The following is a 25,766-nucleotide window of genomic DNA, read 5'->3' as shown; positions in this document are numbered from 1 at the left end:
TCCATCGATGACTGACGTGACGATCAAGCGGGCACTGCTGTCGGTGTCCGACAAGAGCGGAATGGTTGAGCTGGGCAAGGCGCTCGCCGCGCGTAATGTCGAACTGGTTTCGACCGGCGGTACCGCCAAGGCGCTGCGCGATGTGGGGCTGGCGGTGAAGGATATCTCCGAGCTTACCGGCTTCCCCGAGATGATGGACGGGCGGGTCAAGACGCTCCACCCCAAGGTGCATGGTGGGCTGCTCGCGGTGCGCGACAATGCCGAGCATGCGCAGGCGATGACAGATCACGCCATCGGCGCGATCGACCTCGTGGTGGTCAATCTCTACCCCTTTGAGGCAACCGTCATGCGCGGAGCCGAGCGCGACGAGATCATCGAGAACATCGACATTGGCGGACCCAGTATGGTCCGTTCATCAGCAAAGAATCACCAATATGTCACCATCGTGACCGATCCTGCCGACTACGAGACGTTGCTCGGCGAGCTCGACAGAGGCAACGGTGCAACCACGCTCGATTTCCGCAAGAAGATGGCCGCCAAGGCGTTTGCGGCGACCGCCGCCTATGACTCGATGATCAGCCAGTGGTTCGCCTTTGCCGACCAGGGCCAGATGTTTCCCGGCATGCTGGCGGTCAACGGCAAGGCCCCGACCGTACTGCGCTATGGCGAAAACCCGCACCAGCAGGCCGCACTCTACACGCCGGTCGGTCCGCACGGACGGGGCATTGCGCAAGCCGAGCAACTCCAGGGCAAGGAGCTCAGCTACAACAATTACAACGATGCCGATGCCGCGCTCGAGCTGTGCGCCGAATTCCGTGTCGGCGATCCGGCGGTCGTTATCGTCAAGCACGCCAATCCGTGCGGTGTGGCGCAGGCCGGCTCGATGCGCGAGGCGTGGGAAGCCGCGCTGCAATGCGACAGCGTTTCGGCCTTTGGCGGGATAGTTGCGGTCAATCGCGAGCTGGACGGTGCGACGGCAGAAGCAATCGCGCAGATCTTCACCGAAGTCGTGATCGCACCTTCGGTGTCTGACGAAGCGCGCGAGGTGTTTGCTGCCAAGAAGAACCTGCGCCTGCTCACAGTCGGCGAACTGCCCGACCCGCGCCGCGGCGGGCTTGCGGTCAAACCAATCACCGGCGGGCTGCTGGTGCAGACGCGCGACAACGGTGCAATCTCCGAAGCCGACCTCAAGGTCGTCACCGAGCGCGCGCCGACCGAACAGGAGCTCAAGGACTGCTTCTTCGCCTGGGCCGTGGCGCGCCATGTCAAATCGAACGCGATCGTCTATGCCAAGGATGGGGCGACGGCAGGGATCGGTGCAGGCCAGATGAACCGGCGCGACTCTTCGCGCATCGCGGCGATGAAGGCGGCAGAGGCGGCGGAGAAATACGAGTGGGCCCAGCCCAAGACGGTCGGCAGTGCGGTCGCCTCCGATGCCTTCTTCCCCTTCGCCGACGGGTTGCTCGCCGCCGCCGAGGCTGGCGCAACCGCGGTGATCCAGCCGGGCGGCTCGATCCGCGATGACGAGGTGATCGAAGCGGCCAACAAGGCCGGGCTTGCCATGGTCTTCACCGGGATGCGCCACTTCAGGCATTGATCGGTGTGTGCGATAGCTCGCTAGCGCGGTCGCCCTTGCGGCGCGATGCGCCGGAATTGCGATCAGACGAATTGAATTGGCTGCGATGTAACCAATCTCTCTCGTCAGCCGAATGAACATCCGACAACCGCCGCGTTCACCAAACGCTAAGTGCTCGTTCCTATAAGGGCCGGCACAGCACAACGAACGCAGAGACAAGAGACATCCGCCATGGGCCTGTTCAAACCCGACCTCTATCGCAATTTCGCCATCGGTTTTCTGGTGGGGGCGCTCGCGGTCGGTGCGACATCGGCACAGGACTGGAGCGCCGAACTCGCCAGCCCTGCGCATGCCACCACGGCGGAGGCTGACCGCGCTGCCGAATGAGGCGCGCGCTCCCCATCATCGCAGCCATCGGGCTGGCTCTCGCCGGATGCCAGCAACCGGCGGTCGCTTCCGAAAAGATCGTTGAAGCTCCCGCAGCCACTCGGGTCGCCAAGGAAGCCCCCGGCCTCAAGGTCGCGGTCTTTGCCGGAGGTTGCTTCTGGGGCGTCGAGGGCGTGTTCAGCCATGTGAAGGGCGTGAAGAGCGCCGTCTCTGGCTATCACGGCGGCAATGCCGCGACCGCCACCTATCGCCAGACGAATACCGGCGTGACCGGCCATGCCGAAGCGGTGCGGATTACCTACGATCCAGAGATTGTCCGCTACGACCAGTTGCTGCAGATCTTCTTTTCGGTGGTCGCCGATCCCACGCTCAGGAACCGCCAGGGCCCGGATGTCGGGCCGCAATATCGCGCGGCGCTGGTGCCGCTCGGGAAAGAGCAGCGCGCCGTCGCCTCGGCCTATCTCAAGCAGATGCAGGCGAGCGGCGCATGGAAAAAGCCGATCGTGACCGAGATCGAAAGTTACCGCAAATTCTACCCGGCCGAGGACTATCACCAGGACTTCATGGCTCGCAATCCGCGCCACGGCTATATCGTGCGCTGGGATAAGCCCAAGGTCGCCGGGCTCAAGTCGCTCTACCCCGAGCACTTCCGGTCCAGCTTCCTGCGCGATCACAAGTAGCGCAATCGCGTCACAGCGCCTATATCGGGGCGCATGGCACAAGCACAAACCAAGGCGCATGACCACGCCCACCACGAGCATTCCGGACGCAAGCTGATCGATGCTGCGCGCGACGCGCTGACCAAGGCGGGCGAGCAATGGACCGGCATGCGCGAATCCGTTTTCGCCGAACTGGCCCAGCACGAGCGGCCGGTGTCCGCCTACGATATCGCCGACAACCTGTCGCGTAGCCGCGGCAAGCGCGTGGCGCCCAACAGCGTCTACCGCATCCTCGACCTGTTCGTGACCAATAATCTCGCACTGAGGGTCGAGAGCGCCAACGCTTTCCTCGCCAACACCCACCCGGGCTGCGAGCACGACTGCATCTTTCTCGTCTGCGACGAATGCGGCGAGGCGACCCACGTCGATGACGACGAGGTCAGCCAGACCGTACGTCGAATTGCAGGCGACCACAGCTTCAAGGCTGAGCGCCCCGTGATCGAAATCCGCGGGCTGTGCAGGGCATGCGCAGAATGATCTTGGCGCCGAACCGTGCATTTTCGTCGATAAGCCGTTCATCGACAGTATGGGTTTTGGAGTGTAAGGCGCTGATCCCATGAGCACTCCCCCAAAGACACCGCTGCTCGATACGGTCGACACACCCGCCGATCTGCGCAAGCTCGACCGGAGCCAGTTGCGGCAATTGGCCGATGAACTGCGCGCCGAGATGATCGATGCCGTCGGCCAGACTGGCGGCCACCTGGGCTCGGGTCTGGGCGTGGTCGAACTGACCACCGCGATCCACTATGTGTTCGATACGCCCGATGACAAGCTGGTCTGGGACGTCGGGCATCAATGCTATCCGCACAAGATACTGACCGGACGACGTGACCGGATTCGTACGCTGCGACAGGGCGGTGGCCTCTCAGGCTTCACCAAGCGGAGCGAAAGCGAGTACGACCCCTTCGGCGCGGCCCACAGTTCGACTTCGATCTCCGCCGCGCTCGGCTTCGCCATGGCGAACAAGATGCAGGGCAAGCCCGGCCGCGGGATCGCGGTGATCGGCGATGGCGCCATGAGCGCCGGCATGGCCTATGAGGCGATGAACAATGCCGAACAGGCCGGCAACAGGCTGGTGGTCATCCTCAATGACAACGACATGTCGATTGCCCCGCCGGTCGGTGGGCTTTCGGCCTATCTCGCGCGTACTGTGTCCTCGAGCGAGTATCTGCACCTGCGCCACCTCGCCTCGCGCATTTCGAAGAAGCTCAGCCGCCGCGTGTGGAGCGGGCTCGAGAAGGCCGAGGAATACGCCCGCGGCATGGTCACGGGCGGTACCTTGTTCGAGGAGTTGGGGTTCTACTACGTCGGCCCGATCGACGGTCACAATCTCGACCATTTGATCCCGGTGCTCGAAAACGTGCGCGACAGCGAGGATGGCCCGGTGCTGATCCATGTTGTGACCAAGAAGGGCAAGGGTTACGCTCCTGCCGAGAACAGCGCGGACAAGTATCACGGCGTCGCGAAGTTCGATGTCATTACCGGCGAACAGAAGAAGTCGAGCGGCGGCCCGCCCGCCTACCAGAACGTGTTCGGCGATACGCTGGCGAAACTCGCCGACACCGACCCGCGCATCTGCGCCATCACCGCAGCCATGCCGAGCGGCACTGGCGTCGACCGGTTTGCCAAGGCGCACCCGGATCGCGCCTTCGATGTTGGCATTGCCGAACAGCATGGTGTCACCTTTGCTGCGGGTCTTGCCGCGCAAGGCATGCGCCCGTTTGCGGCAATCTATTCGACTTTCTTGCAGCGCGCCTACGACCAGGTGGTCCACGACGTGGCGATCCAGAACCTGCCGGTGCGCTTTGCGATCGACCGCGCCGGTCTGGTCGGCGCTGACGGCTGCACCCATGCCGGCAGCTTCGACATCACCTATCTTGCCACGCTGCCCAACATGGTGGTGATGGCGGCAGCGGACGAAGCCGAACTGGTCCATATGACCTATACCGCGGCCGAGTATGACGATGGCCCGATCGCCTTCCGCTATCCGCGTGGAGCGGGGATTGGGTTGGATCTTCCCGAGACTCCGCAGAAGCTCGAGATCGGCAAGGGCCGGATTGTCCGAGAAGGCACCAAGGTAGCGATCCTGTCGCTTGGTGCGCGTCTCGAGGAGGCGCGGAAGGCTGCCGACTTGCTAGAGGCCAAGGGGCTGTCGACAACGGTCGCCGATTTGCGCTTCGCCAAGCCGCTCGACACCGACTTGATCGAGAAGCTCTTGCGCAGTCACGAGGTGGTGGTGACGGTCGAGGAAGGCGCCGTGGGCGGCCTCGGCGCGCATGTGCTTACCTTCGCGAGCGACGAGGGCCTGACCGATGCCGGGCTCAAGATCCGCACCATGCGCTTGCCTGACATCTACCAGGACCATGACGATCCGATGAAGCAATATGACGAGGCCGGTCTCAATGCGCCGCATATCGTCGACACCGTGCTCAAGGCACTGCGGCACAATTCGGCCAGCGAAAACGAACGCGTGGAAGAGGTGCGGGCCTGAGCGACGGGCACGTGCACAGGGCTGGGCGTTTGCTCCAGACAGTTATCGGCACGGTCGCGGTCGCCTATATCGCGATCCTGCTGACGCTTACGGTCTTCCAGCGGTTCTTCATCTATCCCGCCCTCAAGGGCGAGGGGCGCGATGTCCCCGGATTCGAACAGGTGCTCTACCCCACTGCTGACGGGCTTGACCTCATGGCGGGCTACAAGCCTGCTGGCGACGGCAAGCCGACCATTGTCTACTTTCATGGCAACGGTGCCGACTGGCAAAGTTCGGTCGTCGCAACCGACCGATTGACGCCCGCAGGCTATGGTGTGTTCGCGGCTGAGTATCGCGGCTATCGCGGCAATCCAGGGAGCCCCAGCGAAGATGGCCTCTACGCCGATGGCCGGGCAGCGCTGACATGGCTCAAGCAGCGCGGCGTAGCCGGAGGCGACATCGTATTGGTCGGAAACTCGATCGGCAGCGGCGTCGCTTCGCAACTCGCCACGGAATTCGATCCGCGCGCGCTGGTGTTGATCTCTCCCTTTGCCAGCCTGCCGCAGATCGCGGGCGAGAAGCTATGGTGGCTGCCGGTCCGTGCGGTCTTGCGCGACCAGTTCGACAACAAGGCGAAGATCGGCGAGATAGCAGCGCCGATCCTGCTCCTCCATGGCGATGCCGATACGCTGATCCCCGATCATCATTCACGCGAACTCGCCGCGATGAACTCGGCTGCGCGACTGGTCATTTTCCCCAATGCGGGACATGAACTGGCGTGGCATGATGCCGCTGAGCGCGAAATGCTCGCATTCCTGGAGGAACTCGATGCTCAAGATCGAAACCGCTGATCACGTCACCACGCTCACTCTCAATCGTCCCGACACGATGAATCCCCTTGGCGCCAAGGGCGATGGCGATGCCTTTGCCGCGGCCTGCGATGCGATCAACCTTGACCTGGACGTGCGCTGCGTGATCCTCACCGGCGCCGGTCGCGCCTTCAGCGCAGGCGGCGATATCAAGGCAATGAAGGAGCGGAGCGGGACCTTCGGCGGCAACGCGCCCGAGATCTCCGACGGTTATCGCAACAATATCCACAAGGTGTTGCGCTCTCTCTATGGCCTGCGCGTTCCGCTGATCGCGGCGGTCAACGGGCCGGCGATCGGGCTGGGTTGTGACATTGCCTGCCTCGGCGACATTCGCATATCCAGCGACAAGGCGAAGTTCGGCGTCACCTTCCTCAAGCTCGGCATCATCCCGGGCGATGGCGGGACCTGGATCCTGCCGCGCATCATCGGCGAGGCGCGCGCGGCGGAGCTATTCTACACCGGCGATGTGATCGACGCCGCGACCGCGCTGGACTGGGGTCTGGTCAGCCGCGTGGTCGAACACGACCGCCTGATGGATGAGGCGCGCGCGCTTGCAACCAAGGTCGCTGCCATGCCTCCGCACGCGCTCCGCCATGCCAAGAATTTGATGCGACAGGGCCGCTCGGTCACCTATGACACAGCGCTTGAGATGGCCGCCAACACCCAGGCGCTGATGCACCTAACAGGAGACCACATGGAGGGCATCGACGCCCTGCTCGAGAAGCGCGCAGCCGTTTTCAAGGGTGATTGACGAAGCCGGTTCTGTCTCGACGACCGGGGCTTCGGCGGGCGCAGCTGGCTCGACATTCGTGGCAGGCGGGATTTCGAAAACTTGGACAGGCGCGCTTTCTGCGGGGTTGGCCTCTCCATCCGATACGACCGGGGCGTTTTCCTCGACCGGCGCACCGGCCTGGAACGGGGTGGTTGCCGTGGCAGACGGCGCCAGCCCATATTCGTCAGGGAACAGCGCCTCGAGGCTGCAATCGCGCGGCGGCGGGCGGTTCTTGAGCGCGGCAATTTCCGCTTCGCGCTGGCACAGATAGGTTTCGCGCATCGAGGAATAGGGATCGACGCTGTCGTTGATCTTCTGCAGTTTTTCGTCGAACTCGATCCGGAATTCGAGCGAGTTCACCGTGTAAGCCGGAATCCCGTAATATGGCGTGTTGAACGGCGCACCGACCGCGAAAGGGAGGACCGCCTGGTCGATCCCGCTGCCAAGGACATCGCGTAGCGTCGTCGCCCCGACCAGCGGGAGGACGAGGAAGGGGCCAGGACCGACGCCGTAATAACCAAGCGTGTTGGCAAAGCCGTTGCGACGATAGGGCAGGTTGAACGGCTCCTTCTTCGCCACATCGATCAGGCCCGCGACGCCGATGGTCGAGTTGATGGTGAACCGGCCGAGCGTCTCGGCAGCCTTGCCGGGCTTCAGCTGGAGCATGTAATTGAGAAAATTCACCGGCTCGAGCAGATTGCGCAGGAAGTTCCTCAGGCCCCGGCGGAGGGGTTTGGGCAGTTCTTCCTCATAGGCATCGGCAAGCGGCGCGACGAGCGCCTGGTCGACGTTCTGGGTGAGCTCGAAGCTCTTGAGATTGATGTCCTCGAGCGGGTCGCCCGGCGGAGGCGGAGCGTCGCCTGTAACCACGATTGCGCCCTCGACCGGTGCTTCGGCCTGCGTGCCAGCCGGCGGGTCTCCGGTGCCGTACTCTTCGCCTCCCTGGGTATCAGCCGCTGTTTCGTCCGACTGATAGAAGATCGGCTGTTCGACCGGGAATTCCGGCGCTGTCGGGAGGGGGGAAGACAACAAGACAATGGAGGCAAGCGGCAGGCCCATTTCAACTCCTTACACCCCCACTGGCTTCATGCCCTTTCAAACTCCCCTATACAATCAGTTAGTTGGAAATTTACCCAAGCCATCGCCAGATGCCTGCCGGGACCCCTGCAGCATGAATATGTGCGAAGGTAAACAGCAGCCAAACGACGATTCCCGCAGCACACCATTTCATGCCGACCGTAAAAAGCTTGCCCCAGCGTGGCCAGTAACTGGTCTTCGATTCCCATTCGGCCCAGGCTTCGCCCATCAAGGCTTCCTTCTTGCGGTCCTGCAGATGCGCACCGACCAGCGCGAGGATTCTCATCGCCACCGCGGTGATGACGCTCCGCAGGCTCCAGAACAGGATGACATGCGTCAGTGCCCACAGGCCGAAGCCCCACATCATCGGATGGCGGGTGACGAGGAAGACCCCGCGAGGCTCCTTGCGCGCCTGCGCCTCCGCCCCCGGGGCGGGCATGGCGGGATTGCCCGCGAATGATCCTGCGAAGAGGACCATCGCCGGCAACGTCAGGATCGTGGCGGCCATCCATCCCGCCTCGCCCGATCCGCCGAGATCCACTGCGGGCGCAGCCTTGTAGGCGAGATAGACCCACGCCAGCGCGGCAAAGCTGACGAGCGAGTAGAGCGCGGGGAACAACTTCTCGCCCACGACGCCGACAAGCGGAGCGCGCAAGGGATGCGACATCGCGAAATGCAGCCCGACAAACGTGATATTTGCCGCGACGAGTTCGATCAACGCGTTATTCATGGCCCCACCTCCCGTTGCGGCAAGTTGGCCACAAGATCGGGCTTATCGCAAGACCCTACCAGTCGTACGCCTTGGGCAGTTCGCTTTCGTCCAGATCTCGATAGCGCTCGCGCAGCCGCGTCTGATGATTGTCGAGCGGTTGTTCGATCCCCTCGATGAAGACCCGCACCGGCGCGGTCGAGACCTCGAGCGGATCGCCATCCCACACCACCAGGTCCCCTACAGCCCCGGGCTTGAGCACGCCGAACTTGCCGCGCTGGCCGGCGATTTCCGCGGGGATGGAAGTGATCGCAGCCAGTGCCTGCCCCCAGCTCAAACCGCTGGCCCCTGGAACCTTGGTCAAAGCCACGAGATTGCCTGCGAACTGCGCGAGGCTGCGCGGCTGCGAATTGGTCGAGCCGGAGAGGCGCCCGATCGCAACCTTGACGCCGGCCCTTGTCATGCGACCGACATTGCTCTGGGTAGCGGCGAGTTCTTCGAAAGTGACGGGCAGGTCGTCGAGAGCATCGGCGATTACCGGGACGCCGGCGGCCGCAATCTCGTCGGCGGCGAGCCAGCCCTCGCTGGCGCCAACGAGGACCATGTCGAGCTGCGGAAACTCGCGCTTGAAATCGAGCATCGCGCGAATGTCGAGCGCGCTTTCAACTTCGACGAACATCTTCTGCCGCCCGGTGACAAGCGGCCCCAGCGCCTCGGCGTCGGCGGCAGTGAGCAGGTTGTCCTCGCCGCTCCACCTGCCGGCGAGGAAGTCGCGCGCCTCGCGCAGGGCATTACGCAATTCGACATAGGCAGCGGCGCGTCCGCCGCCCGCGCTCTTGGCCCCGCCTTCGCCCATCTCCACCAATTGCAGCACACGCGCCTGCTGGACCGGATCGGGATCGGCGCCGAGATCGATCACCGCACCCTGGCCCGCGAACAGTGACCCGCCATGGCTGGGGACGACGATGGCCCGCGTCAGTCCCGCGGCGCGGCTCACCATGACATGCTGCGAAGCCGAATTGACGGCGGGCGCGATGTCGAGCGCAGCGTTGAAACGCGATTTGCTGGCCGACTTGTCGTTGCTCTCGCTGACCGCCCCAACGTCGTAAAGCCCGAGGTCGGTAGCGGCCGCGACGAGACCCGGCGTGACCCAGGCGCCACTGCCGTCGATCACGATGCCGGACGGGACGGCGGGCATGTCCCGTGCGGGCCCGGCAAAGACCACTTTGCCGGAACGGATGACGACCGCGCCCTGCGCGATCGGCTCGGAGCCGTCTCCCGTCGCCACAGTAACGCCGGTAATGGCAACATCCTGCGCGGCGGCTGGGGCGGCGAATGCCAGCGCCGAGGTTGCGGCGAGAATCAGGGCGCGCTTCATTTCACGTCTCCTTCGCCGGGCTGGCCGAGCTCGAAATCGCTGACCGGCCGCCGCTTTCGATCAAGCGCATCATACATCAAGGCGCCATCGATCCAGACCTTCTCGGGGCGCGAGTAGACCGACAGCGGGTCGCCATTCCACAGCACCACATCGGCCATCTTGCCCTGCTCGAGGCTGCCGGTCATCTCGGCGATACCCATCGCCTTGGCGGCGTTGAGGGTGATCCAGGCGATCACATCGCCGTCAGCGATGTCGATCCCCATCCGCCTGCCTGCAGCCTGTGCCTTTGCGGCCTCCTGGTTGAGGCGCTGGATGCCGTTTTCGTCGTCCGAGTGGATTACGACGCAGGCCCCCTGGTTGTGGATCAGAGCGGCGTTCTCGGGAATGCCGTCGTAACTTTCCATCTTGAAGCCGTACCAGTCGGCCCACACTGCGCTGCAGGCGCCGTGTCCGCGCAGCAGATCGCCGATCTTGTAGCTCTCGATGGCGTGGTGAAAGGCTGAAACCCGGTATCCCATCTCCTTCGCCATATCCATCACGAGCGCCATCTCGTCGGCGCGATAGCAATGGTTGTGGACGAGGATCTCTCCATCGAGGACTCCGGCCAGCGTTTCCTTGCCGAGGTCGCGCTTGCGATCATCGTCTTGGGCATAAGCTTTCGCCTCGAGCCAGGTCTGCCGGTTGACCGCGAAGTTGCCCATGCGGGTCGACGGCTTGCGCCCCTTGCCGCCGTAGACGCGCTTCGGATTCTCGCCGCAGGCCATCTTGAATCCATGCGGCGCGCCGGGAAACTTCATCCCCTGGACAGTACGGCTCGGCACGTTCTTGAGCGTCACCGTGCGGCCGCCCATCAGGTTGGCCGAGCCCGGCAGGATCTGGAGCGAAGTGATGCCGCCATTGGCAAGCGCCCGGCTGAAGCCCGGGTCCTGCGGCCAGACCGAATGCTCTGCCCAGACATCGGGCGTGGTCGGCGCGGTCGCCTCATTGCCATCGGAATGCGCATCGACCGATGGTGTCGGGTAGTCCCCCAGGTGCGAATGGATGTCGATGATGCCGGGGGTGACGAACTTTCCCGTCCCGTCGAAGACTGCGATGTCGGCAGGGATCGGCGTGTCCGGCCCGCCGATCGACTGGATCGTTCCGCCGCTGAAGAACACCACGCCATTGTCGATCCGCCTGCCGGTGCCATCGTAGATCGTCGCACCGACCAGTGCAGTCGGTTGACCCGGATAGGGCTTGTAGGTCGATGGAAACGGCGCCTCGCCTTCTGACGCGGGCTGCGCATTTGCCGAGGCGCTCTTGACCTCGGCGTCAACGCCTTTGCCGGTCGAACATGCCGCGAGCGCGATTGCCAGCGCTGCGATGGGAAGGGATCGGATGGGGAGGGACATGCGTGCTCCGGTCTGTGGTGCTGAAAAGAAAAGGGCGCGGGGATCAACCCGCGCCCTTCGCTAGCCTTGGATCAGCCTTGTGGCTTGGTGGCCGGATGGATCCCCCCGGCCTGTGGTTCGCCCAACTCGGCGTGGCCGAGCAGTTCATGATCGATGTCTTCATCCTTGAGCGTGTCGAGGTGCATCAGCTTCTTGATCAGCGGGCTGATCACGATGACGCCGACGCCGACGCCAACCGCGATCCAGCCGATCTGGTTGTAGACCGCCAAGACGGTTTCCTTCGACGCGCCTTCGCCCGAAGCCGCCTCCGAACCGGTCGCGGCGGCGATCAGGCCGGCAACGAAATTGCCGGTTGCCGAAGCGAAGAACCAGGTACCCATGATGAGCGAGGCCATATGGGCCGGAGCGAGCCGGTTCATCGCCGAAAGGCCGACCGGGCTGAGGCACAGCTCGCCGGTGGTGTGGAGCAGGTAGATCAGAAACACGAAGATGACCGGGGTCATGTTCGCCATCCCGACCGAATTGGCCCCGATCACCAGAACCAGGAAACCTGCGCCGAGCTGGATCATCGCCAGGCCAAACTTGGCGGGCGTGGACGGTTCCAGCCCCTTCTTGCCCAGCCAGGTCCACAGACCGGCAAACAGGGGCGCCAGCGCGATGATGTAGATCGGGTTGATCGACTGGAAGATCGAAGCCGACACGCCCTGGCGGTCGACATAGCGATCGGTGAAGAGGTTGAGCGAGGAGCCCGCCTGTTCGAACAGCGCCCAGAACAGGATTGAACCGATGATCAGGAACATCGCGGCGAAGATCCGGTCGCGGTCGTGCCCGCCGATCTTGATCGCCTCCCAGATCACATAGGCCACCAGCGCAAGGCCGAAGACGCCGAGGATCGATCCGACCACGGCCTGGTTCTGCACCAGCCACCAGGTCACGGCGACTGCGGCGAAGCCGACGATGTAGAGAAACCACTCGAACTTCATGCCCATATAGGGTGCTTCGAGCTTCTCGGGCACCGAGCTTTCGCCCTTGCCCATCAACAGCGGCTTGAACACGATAAATACGACCAGGCCGAGCAGCATGCCGATACCGGCAGCACCGAAGCCGTAGGCCCAGCCATAGGTCTGGCCGAGGTAGCCGGCGATGATCGTGCCGACTGCGGCGCCGACGTTAATTCCCATATAGAAAATGGTATAGGCACCGTCGCGGCGCACATCGGTGCGCGGGTAGAGCTGGCCGACGATGACCGAGATGTTCGCCTTGAGGAAGCCCGAGCCGACGATGATGAAGGCAAGGGCGGCCCAGAAGACATTGATCATCGGGTTGGCCGTGTGGCCGGCACCCGCATCGCCTTCGAAGGCCATCAGGAAGTGGCCGATGGTCAGGAGCACTGCACCGAACAGCACCGCCTTGCGCTGGCCGAGGTATTTGTCGGCCAGATAGCCGCCCAGCACCGGAGCAATATAGACCAGCGCGGTATAGGCGCCGTAGATGACCGAGGCCTTCTCGTCATTGTAGAGCCAGTGCTGCGTCAGGTAGAAGATCAGCAGCGCGCGCATGCCGTAATATGAGAAGCGCTCCCACATTTCGGCGAAGAATAGGACGAACAACCCCTTCGGATGTCCGGCGAATTCGGCTTTGGACGAGGTTACGATCGTCGCGCCGCCGATCAGCAGCAGCACGAGGAAGGATGCCGCGCAGGCGACAATGATCTCTTCAAGGGTCACGAGTGGACTCTCCCTGGTAGTTTCTTTGTGCGGGAGGCGACCGCCCGCTTATCGACGCGCACCCTAGCGCCTCTTTCGCCTAAGTGAAGCCTTAGTTTCAGTCGTAACCTGTTGCATTTGCCGCAAGGGGAACTTGACGCGCACTGGTGTATTATGGCACTGATGCACCTTGAGCGAGGGAAGACAATGAGCAGACCGGTCTATTTGAAGCTGCGCGACCAGATTGCAGCGTCAATCATCGAGGGTATCTATCCCGAAGGCGAAATGCTGCCGTCGGTTCGCGCCCTGGCAGCTGAGCAGGGTGCCAATCCGCTGACAGTGGCGAAAGCCTACCAGCAATTCCAAAACGATGGGCTGGTCGAAGTGCAGCGCGGAGTCGGCATGTACGTGGTCAAGGGCGCTGCCGAACAGCTCAGGGCGCGCGAGCGCGAGCATTTCCTCAAGCGGGAATGGCCTGAAGTCCGCGCGCGGATGGACCGGTTGGGAATCGATCTCTCGCAACTCGTTGAAAAAACGATTTAATCCCCGAAACTGGAGCGTAATTACAATTTTACGCAGATTCGGGCCGTCGAATATTGCGATCTTCGGGCTGCTCTGGCACCATGCACTTTCTGAATTGGGCGGCTAACGGGTCGGGCAGCTCAATGTAACCCGCGGGCGTTGCTCGCGAAATCGGTCGAGCTGAGGTGGTGGCCGGCCGGGAGAGTGGCATGATCAGATCCGAATTGCTTCAGGCACTTCACAAGGACAATCCCGAATTACGCGCGGAAGAAGTCGAACAGGTGGTCGACATCTTCTTCGAGGAAATCGCCCAGCGACTGGCCGAGGGTGGTCGCGTGGAACTGCGCGGTTTCGGCGCCTTCTCCACGCGTGAGCGCGAGGCGCGCTCGGGCCGAAATCCTCGCACCGGGGAAACGGTCGATGTCCCGGCCAAGCGGGTACCATATTTCAAGGCGGGCAAGGAAATGCGCCGCCGCCTCAACGAGAACTAGGCCACGCCTGCAGGCAGGCGTCGAATTCAGGCTAGGACGGTCAGCCGCGATTGCGGAGCGCGTGTCGGCCCGCTAGAGGCTCGGCCCGAGCGGGTGTGGCGGAATGGTAGACGCCGGGGACTTAAAATCCCCTGATCCTATAGATCGTGTGGGTTCGAGTCCCACCACCCGCACCATCGCAGCGGAACGATCCTCGGCGGAGTTCCACCAAACCCGCATCCCTATGCCAGTATAGATCAGCGCGATTACTTGCCGCGCTGCGCCCTATTACAACAATAAGGCGCCCGTTATCTCCGCCTTAACCCCTAGGTCTATAGAGCGAGCTAGTTAAGTATCGCAGCGTAAACAAAATGGGTCGGCTGCAATGAGCCGCGCTGCCAGGGGATTGCAGGAATGGACTACGCGGCGGCTCGCCCGAATAGTGCAAGCGATGATCCGGATGTGGCGGAAGAACGCGGCTCCCCGCGCTTCACCCTCCTGATCCGCGCTGCCAAGCTGGTCTGCACCAAAGGCGAATTCATCTGTGTCATAAGGGATGTATCGGCGACCGGCGTCAGCCTCCGCCTGTTCCACGACCTGCCCGATTGCGAGCATGTCAGCCTGGAACTGCAGAGCGGGCAGACCTATGAGATGCGGCGCGTGTGGTCGCGGACCCGCGAGGCGGGCTTCGAGTTCGAGTTCGCGGTCGATGTCGACAAGCTGGTGGCCGAAGTCGGGCAATACCCTAAACGGCCCGTACGTCTGATGATCGAGTTTCCGATCACCATTTCCGCAGGACTGACGCGCCAACTGGCGACGATCAGGAATGTTTCGCAACAGGGCGCCCGGATCGAGTGCGACGCTCTTTTCGCCATCGACCAGAGCGTCCGTATCGGCGGCGACGCCCTGCCCGAAGTGCGCGCCAAGGTCCGCTGGCGCAAGCTGCGCGAGTATGGCGTGGTGTTCGACGATACCTTCAGCCTGGCCGATCTTGCCCGGCTGGCAGCGCATCTCCAATACCCAAGCCTGCTATCGGAAAAGCCTGCTGCACGCGCCTAAACGACGCATTTTCAGGCGATTCAGCGCGGATGTTTACGATCCGCTAACCAATTTCCTTCACTCCCGGACAGGTAATTCCAAACGGGGGGCCGGATGGCACAGGAAAAGGGCGATTTCGGCGGAGTCATCGACGTTGATGTCGCGATCATCGGCGCGGGACCGGCAGGGCTTACGGCCGGTTATTTGCTGACCAAGCAAGGCAAGTCGGTCGCCATCATCGAGAAGGATGAGACTTATGTCGGCGGTATAAGCCGCACGGTCGAGCACGAGGGCTATCGCTTCGACATCGGCGGCCATCGGTTCTTCTCAAAGTCGCAGCAGGTCGTCGACCTGTGGAACGAGATCCTGCCCGACGACTTCATCCAGCGCCCGCGCATGAGCCGCATCTATTACGAGGGCAAGTTCTACAGCTATCCGCTGCGCGCCTTCGAAGCGCTGTGGAACCTGGGCGTCTGGCGCTCGGCGCTCTGCATGCTTTCCTACCTGCGCTACAAACTGTTCCCGATTGGCGAGGTGAAGAGCTTCGAGGACTGGACCACCAACCAGTTCGGCGAGAAGCTCTATTCGATCTTCTTCAAGACTTACACCGAGAAGGTGTGGGGCATGCCCTGCAACGAGATGAGCGCCGACTGGGCGGCGCAGCGGATCAAGGGGCTGAGCCTGTGGGGCGCGGTCACCGACGGTCTCAAGCGCAGCCTCGGCCTCAACAAGAAGCCGAATGACGGGCAGGCCGTTAAGACGCTGCTCGAAACCTTCCGCTACCCGCGGCTTGGTCCGGGCATGATGTGGGAAGCCGCGCGCGACAACATTCTCGCGACCGGCAGGGGCCGGCTGCTGATGGGCCATGCCCTCGGTCAACTCGCTCATGTCGATTCCGGCGATGGCCAAGGTAGCTGGTCGATGACTACCGAAAGTGTCGCTGGCGCGGCGCAGATCCGCGCGCGCGATGTAATCAGTTCGGCCCCCATGCGGCAATTGGCGCGGCGGCTTCACCCGCTGCCGCAATCGACGCTGCAGGCCAACGACCTCAAGTATCGCGACTTCTTGACCGTTGCACTGATCATCCGTTCGGAAGACCTGTTCCCCGACAACTGGATCTACATCCACGACAGCAAGGTGAAGGTCGGCCGCGTGCAGAACTTTCGCAGCTGGTCACCCGAGATGGTCCCCGACCCTGATGTCGCCTGCGTCGGGCTGGAATATTTCTGCTTCGAGGGTGACGGGTTGTGGTCGATGGCCGATGATGACCTTGTCGATCTTGCCAAGCGCGAGATGGCAATTCTCGGGTTGGTCGATCCGGGCAAGGTCGTGGGCGGCGCGGTGGTACGCCAGGAAAAGGCCTACCCGGTCTATGACGAACATTATGCCGCCAATGTCGACGCGATGCGGCGCGAGCTTGAGGCCAAGCACCCGAGCCTCCACCTCGTCGGGCGCAATGGCATGCACCGCTACAATAACCAGGACCATGCGATGATGACCGCCATGCTGACGGTCGAGAACATCCTTGCCGGCGAACGAGTCTACGACACCTGGTGCGTCAATGAGGACGCCGAGTACCATGAAGCGGGCGACGAGGGTGCCGAAAGCGCCCTGCCGCAACGCGACGAAGATACAGCGACCCGCCCGGTTTCCGACGATCAGGCGGCCGCCCTGGGCTCGCTCCGCGAGGTGCCGGAGCGGTTGCGGAAGTCGGCCTGAGGCGAGGGGGATTGGTTGGCAAATCCTTAACTCGGATCTGCCATGATTTTACAAGCGATCCCAAGGGATCGCGCGCCCGGTGCGGGCATTGGGGGATTGGCGTGACGGCATTGCTGGCAAGACTGCGCGACATACGCTTCCTGCGCTACATTCTGGCGAGTGTCGGCGCGCTGGCGGTGGACGTCGGCACCTTCCTTGCGCTGATCGGCTTCGGAATGGCGGCAGCTCCCGCCTCCGCGGTTGGCTATTCCATCGGTATCGTCACCCACTGGTTGCTGTCGAGCCGGACGGTGTTCCAGGATAGCGTGGCCGAGCGGGGGTCGGGCGTCCGCGCGCGACAGAAGGCGCTGTTCGTGATTTCCGCGCTGATCGGTCTCGGCCTCACGACCGCCATTGTTGCGGTGGGGGTGTGGTCGGGCGTCGATCCGAGGCTTGCAAAGCTCGTTGCGATCGGCGCGAGCTTCATGGTGACATGGCTGCTGCGCAGCCGGATCGTGTTCAAACAGGGGGCGAGTGGCTGACGATGCTGGTCGAGCGCCGCCGCTCCGCCTTCACCGGCGACCTGCTGATCCGGATCGGCTTGGCGTGGATTGCCGTATCGGCCCTGCTGCTGGTGACGAAGCTCGGTGCCATTCGCGGCCTCGCGCTACCCGATCCCGATGACGTCATGCGCTTGGTCCAGGTGCGCGATCTCTATGCCGGGCAAGGATGGTTTGACGTCACGCAGCACCGCGTCGATGCGGTTTCCGGCGGCGTCGGTATGCACTGGTCGCGGCTGGTCGATCTTCCGATCCTCGCAGTGATTGCGGCGCTTACCCCTGTCTTGGGCCAGACCTGGGCCGAAGGGGTAGCGCTGGTTACAGTGCCGCTCGTGACGCTCGGTTGCGCCATGCTGCTGGCAGGGCGGATCGCCTGGCGCCTGCTGGGCGAGGAAGAGACCACCATGACCGTCGTCGTGATGGCGCTGTCGGTCCCGCTGCTGTTCCAGATGTCGCCTCTCAGGATCGACCATCACGGCTGGCAAGTCGTGCTGGCCCTCGCCGCCGTCAACGGAATGATGGCGCGTAACGCCCGGGCCGGTGCCTGGGTGGCTGGACTGTCCGTGGCAGCCTGGCTCACGATCTCGATCGAGGGGCTGCCGCTGGCCGCGGCCCTGTTCGCCATCGCGGCCCTGCGCTGGTGGCGCAATCGGTGCGACAAGCTGTGGCTCGCCCACATGATGAAGGCGCTGGCGACAGGATCGATCGCGCTTTTCGCCGCCACGCGCGGGCTTGGCGACCTCGTCACCTATTGCGACGCGATCGGACCGGTCCATATCGGCATGTTCTGCTGGGGCGCACTCGTCCTGAGCGCCACTGCCGCGTCCGAGCCGCTGCCCCGCGCGGGTTTGCTGCTCGGTTTCCTGATTGCCGGCGCGGGCGCCGTGGCTTTCTATGTCGTGAGCGTACCGCAATGCGCGGCGGGCGGCGGCTTTGCCGGAATGGACCCGCTGCTCGAACAATATTGGCACGGCCAGGTGGCCGAAGGCCTGCCGATCTGGCGCCAGTCGATCGATGTGGCGCTGCAGATCGCGGCGCTGCCCCTGCTCGGCCTGTTCGCTTCGCTTCGCCTGGCGCTGCGTTCGCACGATTGGCTGCGGCGCTGGTGGATCGAATACACGATGATCCTGCTCGCCGCCTTCGCTGTCTCGCTCCTCGTCGCGCGCGCTGGAGCGGTTGCGGGAGCCCTGGCTGCCGTGCCAGTCGGTTGGCAGTTGCGCGAATGGCTGCGTTCGATCCGCAACATGAAACGAACCGAAGTGCGGGTGCTGGCGCTTGCGGGCGTTGCCTGCGCGCTGCTCCCGGCGTTGCCGCTGATGCTGCTTACCACCGCCATGCCGGTGCAGGCGTCGAGTGCGCCAATCGCCGCAGCGCCCAAGCTCCAGCGTTCGGCTGCTTGCGATGTGCGGGCCAGCGCCGATGCCTTGCGCACCCTGCCAGTCGGCGAGTTCTATGCCCCGCTCGACCTCGGGCCGCAGTTACTGCTCCACACCAAGCACGAGGTGATTGCAACCGGACACCACCGCGGACAGGGCGGCATGGTTCTCGTCGTCGAGACGGCGCTCGGCTCGTCCGAAGCTGCACGGCAGGCGCTGCGCGCGCGAGGCACGGAGTATGTCGCGATTTGTCCGGGTCTCAATGAGGCGGAAATCTATGCCAATGCCGCGCCCCACGGCTTTGTCGCGCAACTGAGCCAATCCGACGCACCAGACTGGCTCGAGCCAGTACCGCTCGACAGCAAGAGTGGTCTCTCCGTTTGGCGCGTCCGGCGCAATTGAGCGCGATCAGGCTGGACGAAAATCGAGCGCCACGCCGTTGATGCAGTGCCGCTTGCCGGTCGGTTTGGGCCCGTCTCCGAAAATATGGCCGAGATGCCCGCCGCAGGTCGCGCAATGCACTTCGGTCCGTGGGTAACCCAGCTTGAAATCGGTTGAAGTGGCGATCGCCTTCTTGCTGATCGGTGCCCAGAAGCTGGGCCAGCCGGTCTTGCTGTCGTACTTGGTCTTCGACGAATAGAGCGGTGTGCCGCAGCCCGCGCAGACGAAGGTTCCCGAGCGCTTCTCGTCATTAAGCGGCGAGGTATAGGGGCGCTCGGTCCCGGCTTCGCGCAGGATGCGGAATTCTTCCTTGCTCAGTTTCTTGCGCCATTGCGCCTCGGTCAGTTGGACCGGGAAGTCCCTGGCCTCGGCCGACGACGAGCCGCAAGCGGTAAGGACGACCAGCGACGCGCCAGCGCCCAGGGTGCCGAGCATCATTCGGCGGTCGATTGCAAAGTCGTTCATCGCGTAGTTTCCCAGGTTTCCACCTCTAGATACGCGGCGAACGACCGAAAGGTTTCACCCGAGCAACTCGACCACAGGTCAGAATTCGGTGATCTCCACCTCGAGCTTGCGGAATCCATGTACAAAATTCGCGCGCACGCGCTCGACATCGCCCGCCACATGCACGCGCATGCGACGCTTGTGCATTTCCTCGAGCAGGACGCGCAATTGCAACTCGGCGAGACGTGCGCCGACGCAGCGGTGGATGCCGTAGCCGAAGGCGATGTGGCGACGGGCGTTCTCGCGCGTGATGTCGAGCTTGTCGGGGTCCTCGAACACTTCCTCGTCGCGGTTAGCCGAGATGTACCACAACACCAGCTTGTCACCCTTCTTGATCTGCTGGCCGAAGACTTCGGTATCCTCGGTGCAGGTCCGGCGCATATGTGCCAGCGGGGTCTGGTAGCGGATGCATTCCTGCACCGCGTTGGGGATCAGTTCCGGTTGCTCTTCGAACAGCTTGCGCTGGTCGGGGAACTTGTCGAAGGCATGAATGATGCCGCTCATCGTGTTGCGGGTAGTATCGTTGCCCCCGACGATCAGCAGGATCAGATTGCCCATGAATTCTTCCGGGCTCATCTGGTTCATCGCATCCGAATGGATCATCATCGAGATGAGATCATCGGCCGGTTCGGTCTGGTGCGTGCGCTCGATCCACAGCGACTGGAAATAGGCCGCCATCTCGTTGAGGATGCCCCAGCGCAGTTCGTCCAATTCGCGGACCGTTGCGAGTTCGGTATCGCCCGACCAGTCGGACCAGAAGGTAAGCAGGCGCCGGTCCTCCCAGGGGAAGCCGAACAGGATCGCAAGCATGCCGGTGGTGAGCTCTATCGAGACTGTATCGACCCAGTCGAATACCTCGCCACGCGGCAGGGTATCGAGCAATTCGCCGGTCCGTTGGCGGATTTCAGTCTCCATGTCGGTCATGGCAGATGGCGTGAACTTGGGCGCGACCGTGCGGCGCTGCCCGGTGTGCTGCGGGCGGTCCATGGCAATGAACATCGGCAGTTCGCGCCGTTCGACCCCGCGTGCGGCCAGCTCTTCTTCGCTTAGCCGATTGAGAATGGTAATCCCGCCATGCTCCCAGCTAGACGAGAACAGCTCGGGCAGGGCCTCGATATGCTGGATCGCCTTGTGCTGGACCACCGCCCAATAGGGTCCGAACGGGCTTTCCTCGATATAGTGGAGCGGGCCGGCTTCGCGCATCTCCTTGAAGATCGGTTGCCAGCGGTCCTCGAAATAGATGTCGCTGCGGCTGACGTCCCACTTGTGCGGATGGCTCAGGCGTTCGTCCGGATGTTCCTTGAGATACTCACGCAGCGCTTCATGCGCCTTGGGCGAACTACGAACTTGGGGTCTTTCGGGGGCGACAGTCGCCATTCCACTCTCCTGCATAATGCATGCGACTCTGGCGGTCGCTCCTTGACTGCCATCCTGCGACTATTGACAGCGATGTCAATAGTGGGTTGCAAAAAGCGACCTAATTTACCGCACGGGCGCGCCTGAACAGGCGGCGGCGCGACTTCTCCCGCCCGGCGCCTCCCGACTTCATCACCCGCTTGCGGAACAAGGTCGAGCCGCCCTTGACGATGAGCATGACCGCAATTGCCTGCCACACCACCGCCAGCAGATGCGGCAGCAGGCTTTCCTGCAGCGCGGCGCGGGCCAGCATGGCGAAGGGCGACGACAAGGGGAATGCGATGGCCGCCAGTTCGAGCGAGGTTCCCGGCTGGGTGATCGTGTAGGCAGCGAGGAAGAACACCATCAGCTGCATCATGGTGACTGGCATGGACAGCGTCTGCACTTCCCTGACCGTGGCCGCCATCGCCCCGATCGTCAGGAACAGCGCGCCAAGCAGCAGATAGGCCATGGCGAAGTAGATCACGCCCAGCGCCAGGAACATCGGCCAGCCTACCGCGGGCGACGGCAGGTTGCCTGGATTGAACCCGGTCACCTGGGTCACGCCCTCGCCCGCCAGACTCCAGATACCCAATCCGATCAGGCCCCAGACAGTTATCCCGACGATCGATACCGCCAGCATGGCGAAGAGCTTGCCGAGGAAAACCGCGTCCATCGGGATGGCGGCGGCGAGGATCTCGATAATCTTGTTGGCCTTCTCCTCGACGAGGTTCGAAAGCACCATGCCCGCCAACAGCATGGTCAGCAGGAACAGCAGCATCTGCGCCGCCTGCGCAGTGCGGATCCGGTCACCCCGCTGGGCAGAGGCGCTGGTTGCCACCACTTCCCGTTCAACAGTGGGGAAAAGGGTCGGCGCCGTCCGCGCGGCTGCCGCGGCAATCAGTCGGACCGGGCCTTCCCAGCGCTTGATCTGCCCTTCCGTACCGACGATGACCGGGGCCTCGAGCGTTCCACTGACGATTGCCGCGAAGCTGCGTCGTTTCTGCTGGAGGTAGGACTTGGCGTCGAATTCGGGGTCCTGCGCCTCCTCGCCGATCGGCACGAGCTTGGGGAGCTGGCCGCCAACCTGGCTGACGAGTTCGTTCTGCGCTGCGATCATCGCCGCGCTGTCGGCTTCATCCATCGCAAGGCCGATTTCAAAGACGAAGGTCTCTTTCTGGACCTGGCTGCCGATGCCCCCGGCAAGCCCGCCCACGAACACCGGGAACAGCGGGCCGAGCAGGAAGAAGAAAAAGGCGCGGCTAAACAGCACCGCGACGAAATCGCGCCGAGCCACAACCCAGGCGGCTTGCAGCGCGGAAAGGCGGGCGTTGTCGGTCCAGGCGTCGGTCATTGGTTCAACTCCGCCTGTGTGTCGGCCTCGAGCGCGCGAGCCGCAGCTTCGCCCGCGATATGGACGAAGGCGTCATGCAGTCCGGCGCGCTCGATCGACAGCGAGAGAATTCCCGCATCGCCCTCGATAAGTTGTCGCAACAGCGGCTCGATCCCGGTTTCGGGCAATGAGAAATAGAAGAAATCACCTTCGCGGCGCGCGTCGTCGGGCAGCGCTGCCATCCACGCTCCTTCGCGTGCACGGGTCTCGAGCCTGACCTGCGCCGGGATGCGGTCGCGCGCAGCTTCGACCGATCCGGCATAGGGCACCTTGCCCCCGGCAATGATCGCTACGCCTTCGCACAGCCGCTCTGCGTGATGGATGACATGGGTCGAGAAGATCACCGTTGTACCATCGTCGGCGAGCGTGCGGATCATCCGCTCCAGCTTGCCCTGGTTGATCGCATCGAGGCCGCTGAAGGGCTCGTCGAGCACGACCAGCTTCGGACGGTGAACCAGCGTGCCAAGGAGCTGGACCGTCTGCGCCATGCCCTTGGAAAGTTGGCGGATCGTGCGGTCGGCGGCGTGGGAAAGATCGTGCCGTGCGAGCAGTTCGAGGCCGCGCTGGCGCCCTTCGGCGAGCGGCAGCCCGCGCAATGCCCCCATGAAGGCGATCGCCTCGATCGCTTTCATCGCGGGATAAAGGCCGCGTTCCTCGGGCAGATAACCGATCAGGCGGGCGATATCGTGCGGACGGTCGTGGCCGAACACGCGGCGGACACCTTCGTCGGGATCGATAATGCCCAGCAGCATGCGCAGCGTGGTGGTCTTGCCTGCACCATTGGGGCCGAGGATGCCATAGATCGCGCCCTCGGGCACCGAGATATCAACGCCATCGACCGCCAGCGTGCCGTCGAAACGTTTGACGAGGCCGCGGGCCTCGATGGCGAGGCTGCGACTGTCCCGATGCAGCCGATTGCTAGCCCCTGTCTGATCGCCTACCGCCATATCCATTCCGCCCAGTTAACTTTGAGGACTAAACGGGAGCAACCCCAAGCGTGGTTAACATGGAGGCAATTTCTGATCTGCGCGAGGAGCTTGTCGCCGAGGCAAGGCGCCAGGGCTTCGTTGCCATCGGCTTTGCTCCCGCTTCGGAAGACTCGCTGCGGGCACAGCGGCTGGAGGAATGGCTGGGGGAAGGCAGCCACGGTTCCATGGAATGGATGGAGGCGCGCGCGGCGCAGCGCCGCTCGCCGCAGGGTCTATGGCCCGAGGCGAAATCCGTCATCGCCCTAGGCATGAGCTATGCGCCCGAAAAGGACCCGCTGGCGCTCGAGCGGCACCCGGATCGCGCGCGGATCTCGGTCTATGCGCAGGGGAAGGACTATCACGACACGGTCAAGAAACGGCTCAAGGTGCTGGCGCGCTGGCTGATCGAGCGCGCGCCTGACAGCGAGCTCAAGGTTTTCGTCGATACCGCGCCGGTGATGGAAAAGCCGCTCGGCGAGGCGGCCGGAATTGGGTGGCAGGGGAAGCACACCAATCTCGTCAGCCGCGAGCACGGCAGCTGGCTGTTCCTGGGGGCGATCTACACCACCATCGGGTTCGAGGTCGACCGGCCGCATAGTGACCGTTGCGGTTCCTGCAATGCTTGCCAGCGCGCCTGCCCGACGGATGCCTTTCCCGCACCCTATCGGCTCGATGCGCGGCGCTGCATTTCCTATCTCACGATCGAGCACAAGGGACCGATCCCAGAGGAGTTCCGGGCGGCCCTCGGCAACCGGATCTACGGCTGTGACGATTGCCTGGCGGTCTGCCCGTGGAACAAGTTTGCCGCAGCGGCGCATAGGCACCGCGATTTCCTGCCGCGCGCGGAGCTCGTCGCGCCGCGGCTCGAAGACCTGCTTGTGCTCGACGACGCGGGGTTCAGGGCGCTGTTCTCGGGCTCGCCGATCAAGCGGATCGGGCGTGATCGCTTCGTCCGCAATTGCCTCTATGCCGCCGGAAACAGCGGCGATCCGCAGTTGAAGGAACCAGTTGCCTTATTGCTGGACGATTCAGACCCGGTCGTGGCCGACGCGGCCAGCTGGGCGATCGCCCGCCTCTAGACCATTTCCTTCAGCGGGATCTCGGTATTGGCGAGCAGTTCGGGATCGATCGCGCCGACGCCGCTCTCGAGCAGCTTGCGCCCTTGGACATAGTCCTTGATCGTGTTGACACAGTCGAAGGCGATGGGCCGCCCTTCCTTGAGGTACACCACGGTAAATTTGCGCTCGGCGGGATCCCCCCGCAGCACTGTCTGGTCGTAGTCGAGGTTCAGGCCTGCCGTCTGCAGCTTGAGGTCGTATTGGTTCGACCAGAACCACGGGAGCGCGTGATAGGGCTCCTTCTCCCCCGTGATCGCGCGCGCGACAGTGTTCGCCATGTCGTTGGCATTCTGGACTGATTCAAGCCGGATCACCGCCTGGTCGGCAAAGGGGTTCACATGCGCCGCGCAGTCGCCGATCGCGTAGATATCGTCGAGCGTCGTGCGGCAGTAGAAATCGACGTCGACGCCGTTGGAGCCTGCCGCGCCCGCCGCGATCAGCGGGGCGACTGCGGGCACGATCCCGATCCCGACGATCACGAAATCGCAGGCAATCGTTTCGCCATTCTCGATCTTGACCCCGGTTACCCGACCATCGTCGCCCTCGATCGCCTCGACGAGGGTTTCGAGCCGCAGGTCGACGCCGTGATTGCGATGCTCCTGCTGGTAGAACTCGGACAGCTCCTCGCCGGCGACGCGGGCCAGGACGCGGGGCAATGCTTCGAGCAGGGTCACGTCGCAATCGAGCTTGCGCAGCACCGCCGCCGCCTCGAGCCCGATATAGCCGCCGCCGATCACGACGGCCTTGTTCGCCCCGCCTTCGAGCGCAGCCATGATCGCGTCGACGTCACGCTTGTCGCGCACCGCATGGACGCCCTTGAGGGTGGCGCCCGGACACGAGAGCCGGCGCGGATCGCCGCCGCCGGCCCAGATCAGCTTGCGATAACCGATACGGTCGCCGCCGGAGAGCACGACTTCGTGTGCCTCGGGATCGACTTCGACCACCGCTTCGCCCAGGCGCAGATCGATATTCTTATCGGCCCAGAATTGCGGCGGGCGGATCATGATCCGCTCGAATGGCTTGTCGCCTGCGAGGTATTCCTTGGAGAGCGGCGGGCGCTCGTACGGCGGCTCGCTGTCGCGTCCCACCATCAGGATCGACTCCTCGTGGCCTTGCTGGCGCAGGGCGATTGCCGCCTGCGCGCCGCCATGGCCGGTCCCCACGATCACGACATCTGCATTCGTCATGGCGCGGAGGGGTTGCCGCAAAATCGCGCCACGTCAAGCGTG

At 63.5% G+C, this 25,766-nt stretch carries 24 protein-coding genes and 1 tRNA gene; 15 read left to right on the top strand and 10 right to left on the bottom strand.

Translation table 11 applies throughout. From position 1 onward, the window contains the following. Positions 1 to 7 precede the first annotated feature (7 nt). The 7 genes from purH (at position 8) to P7228_RS05600 (ending at position 6,772) form a co-directional block, all read left to right on the top strand. Positions 8 to 1,597, top strand: coding sequence for a bifunctional phosphoribosylaminoimidazolecarboxamide formyltransferase/IMP cyclohydrolase (gene purH / locus P7228_RS05630; RefSeq protein ID WP_278017235.1), 1,590 nt, complete (start codon positions 8 to 10; stop codon positions 1,595 to 1,597). A 210-nt stretch (positions 1,598 to 1,807) separates the two neighbouring features. After that, the gene (locus P7228_RS05625) at positions 1,808 to 1,963 is read left to right on the top strand and encodes a hypothetical protein (protein WP_278017234.1); all 156 of its coding nucleotides are present in this window, start codon (positions 1,808 to 1,810) and stop codon (positions 1,961 to 1,963) included. After that, entirely contained in the window at positions 1,960 to 2,643 is a 684-nt protein-coding gene (gene msrA, locus P7228_RS05620) for a peptide-methionine (S)-S-oxide reductase MsrA (protein ID WP_278017233.1), read from the top strand. Before P7228_RS05625 ends, msrA begins: the two co-directional genes overlap by 4 nt. 33 nt (positions 2,644 to 2,676) lie before the next feature. Further along, positions 2,677 to 3,159 (top strand): Fur family transcriptional regulator, encoded by a 483-nt coding sequence (locus P7228_RS05615; RefSeq protein WP_278017232.1) that lies wholly within the window; start codon positions 2,677 to 2,679, stop codon positions 3,157 to 3,159. Between the two features lie 79 nt (positions 3,160 to 3,238). Further along, complete coding sequence (gene dxs, locus P7228_RS05610; RefSeq protein WP_278017231.1) at positions 3,239 to 5,173, top strand: 1-deoxy-D-xylulose-5-phosphate synthase; 1,935 nt, start codon at positions 3,239 to 3,241, stop codon at positions 5,171 to 5,173. A 29-nt stretch (positions 5,174 to 5,202) separates the two neighbouring features. Further along, entirely contained in the window at positions 5,203 to 6,003 is an 801-nt protein-coding gene (locus P7228_RS05605; RefSeq protein WP_278017230.1) for an alpha/beta hydrolase, read from the top strand. After that, positions 5,981 to 6,772, top strand: coding sequence for a crotonase/enoyl-CoA hydratase family protein (locus tag P7228_RS05600; RefSeq protein ID WP_278017229.1), 792 nt, complete (start codon positions 5,981 to 5,983; stop codon positions 6,770 to 6,772). The genes P7228_RS05605 and P7228_RS05600 overlap by 23 nt, the downstream gene beginning before the upstream one ends. Here P7228_RS05600 and P7228_RS05595 read toward each other — a convergent pair. The 5 genes from P7228_RS05595 to P7228_RS05575 form a co-directional block, all read right to left on the bottom strand. Beyond that, complete coding sequence (locus P7228_RS05595) at positions 6,701 to 7,852, bottom strand: MlaA family lipoprotein (RefSeq protein WP_278017228.1); 1,152 nt, start codon at positions 7,850 to 7,852, stop codon at positions 6,701 to 6,703. The genes P7228_RS05600 and P7228_RS05595 overlap by 72 nt on opposite strands. A gap of 70 nt (positions 7,853 to 7,922) precedes the next feature. Continuing rightward, positions 7,923 to 8,600, bottom strand: coding sequence for an NnrU family protein (locus tag P7228_RS05590; protein WP_278017227.1), 678 nt, complete (start codon positions 8,598 to 8,600; stop codon positions 7,923 to 7,925). A gap of 55 nt (positions 8,601 to 8,655) precedes the next feature. Further along, positions 8,656 to 9,957, bottom strand: a complete 1,302-nt coding sequence (locus P7228_RS05585; RefSeq protein WP_278017226.1) for an amidohydrolase family protein — start codon at positions 9,955 to 9,957, stop codon at positions 8,656 to 8,658. Beyond that, positions 9,954 to 11,348, bottom strand: coding sequence for an amidohydrolase (locus P7228_RS05580; RefSeq protein ID WP_278017225.1), 1,395 nt, complete (start codon positions 11,346 to 11,348; stop codon positions 9,954 to 9,956). Before P7228_RS05580 ends, P7228_RS05585 begins: the two co-directional genes overlap by 4 nt. Before the next feature lie 71 nt (positions 11,349 to 11,419). Then, positions 11,420 to 12,934, bottom strand: coding sequence for a peptide MFS transporter (locus P7228_RS05575; RefSeq protein ID WP_430732512.1), 1,515 nt, complete (start codon positions 12,932 to 12,934; stop codon positions 11,420 to 11,422). A 327-nt stretch (positions 12,935 to 13,261) separates the two neighbouring features. On the opposite strand from P7228_RS05575, the gene P7228_RS05570 reads away from it, so the two are divergent. The 7 genes from P7228_RS05570 (at position 13,262) to P7228_RS05540 (ending at position 19,120) form a co-directional block, all read left to right on the top strand. After that, positions 13,262 to 13,597 carry a GntR family transcriptional regulator gene (locus P7228_RS05570; protein ID WP_278017224.1) on the top strand — a complete coding sequence of 112 codons (336 nt, stop codon included), beginning with the start codon at positions 13,262 to 13,264 and terminating at the stop codon, positions 13,595 to 13,597. A 188-nt stretch (positions 13,598 to 13,785) separates the two neighbouring features. Next, entirely contained in the window at positions 13,786 to 14,067 is a 282-nt protein-coding gene (locus P7228_RS05565; protein WP_278017223.1) for an integration host factor subunit beta, read from the top strand. An 89-nt stretch (positions 14,068 to 14,156) separates the two neighbouring features. After that, positions 14,157 to 14,243: transfer RNA gene (locus P7228_RS05560), tRNA-Leu, on the top strand. A gap of 217 nt (positions 14,244 to 14,460) precedes the next feature. Continuing rightward, positions 14,461 to 15,105, top strand: coding sequence for a PilZ domain-containing protein (locus tag P7228_RS05555; protein WP_278017222.1), 645 nt, complete (start codon positions 14,461 to 14,463; stop codon positions 15,103 to 15,105). Between the two features lie 93 nt (positions 15,106 to 15,198). Next, entirely contained in the window at positions 15,199 to 16,803 is a 1,605-nt protein-coding gene (locus tag P7228_RS05550) for an NAD(P)/FAD-dependent oxidoreductase (RefSeq protein ID WP_278017221.1), read from the top strand. Between the two features lie 101 nt (positions 16,804 to 16,904). After that, positions 16,905 to 17,324, top strand: a complete 420-nt coding sequence (locus P7228_RS05545; RefSeq protein ID WP_278017220.1) for a GtrA family protein — start codon at positions 16,905 to 16,907, stop codon at positions 17,322 to 17,324. Beyond that, on the top strand, positions 17,276 to 19,120 hold the full coding sequence (locus P7228_RS05540) for a hypothetical protein (RefSeq protein WP_278017219.1): 1,845 nt from the start codon (positions 17,276 to 17,278) through the stop codon (positions 19,118 to 19,120). Before P7228_RS05545 ends, P7228_RS05540 begins: the two co-directional genes overlap by 49 nt. Before the next feature lie 6 nt (positions 19,121 to 19,126). On the opposite strand, the gene msrB is transcribed toward P7228_RS05540, so the two are convergent. The 4 genes from msrB to P7228_RS05520 form a co-directional block, all read right to left on the bottom strand. Next, the gene (gene msrB, locus P7228_RS05535; protein ID WP_278017218.1) at positions 19,127 to 19,624 is read right to left on the bottom strand and encodes a peptide-methionine (R)-S-oxide reductase MsrB; all 498 of its coding nucleotides are present in this window, start codon (positions 19,622 to 19,624) and stop codon (positions 19,127 to 19,129) included. Positions 19,625 to 19,702: 78 nt separating this feature from the next. Then, positions 19,703 to 21,040: a cytochrome P450 gene (locus P7228_RS05530; protein WP_278017217.1), complete on the bottom strand. Its 1,338-nt coding sequence runs from the start codon at positions 21,038 to 21,040 to the stop codon at positions 19,703 to 19,705. 100 nt (positions 21,041 to 21,140) lie between these two features. Further along, positions 21,141 to 22,412 carry an ABC transporter permease gene (locus tag P7228_RS05525; RefSeq protein ID WP_278017216.1) on the bottom strand — a complete coding sequence of 424 codons (1,272 nt, stop codon included), beginning with the start codon at positions 22,410 to 22,412 and terminating at the stop codon, positions 21,141 to 21,143. Beyond that, positions 22,409 to 23,404 (bottom strand): ABC transporter ATP-binding protein, encoded by a 996-nt coding sequence (locus P7228_RS05520; RefSeq protein ID WP_430732502.1) that lies wholly within the window; start codon positions 23,402 to 23,404, stop codon positions 22,409 to 22,411. The genes P7228_RS05525 and P7228_RS05520 overlap by 4 nt, the downstream gene beginning before the upstream one ends. Positions 23,405 to 23,457: 53 nt before the next feature. Here P7228_RS05520 and queG point away from each other — a divergent pair, with 53 nt between their 5' ends. Continuing rightward, positions 23,458 to 24,498: a tRNA epoxyqueuosine(34) reductase QueG gene (gene queG / locus P7228_RS05515; protein ID WP_278017215.1), complete on the top strand. Its 1,041-nt coding sequence runs from the start codon at positions 23,458 to 23,460 to the stop codon at positions 24,496 to 24,498. Here queG and P7228_RS05510 read toward each other — a convergent pair. Then, positions 24,495 to 25,724: an NAD(P)/FAD-dependent oxidoreductase gene (locus tag P7228_RS05510; protein WP_278017214.1), complete on the bottom strand. Its 1,230-nt coding sequence runs from the start codon at positions 25,722 to 25,724 to the stop codon at positions 24,495 to 24,497. The genes queG and P7228_RS05510 overlap by 4 nt on opposite strands. Positions 25,725 to 25,766: the final 42 nt, after the last annotated feature.

Source organism: Altererythrobacter sp. CAU 1644 (assembly GCF_029623755.1).
Taxonomy (GTDB): domain Bacteria; phylum Pseudomonadota; class Alphaproteobacteria; order Sphingomonadales; family Sphingomonadaceae; genus Erythrobacter; species Erythrobacter arenosus.
The sequence above is the reverse complement of the archived record's forward strand: the minus strand, read 5'-3'. Positions and strand labels throughout refer to the sequence as shown.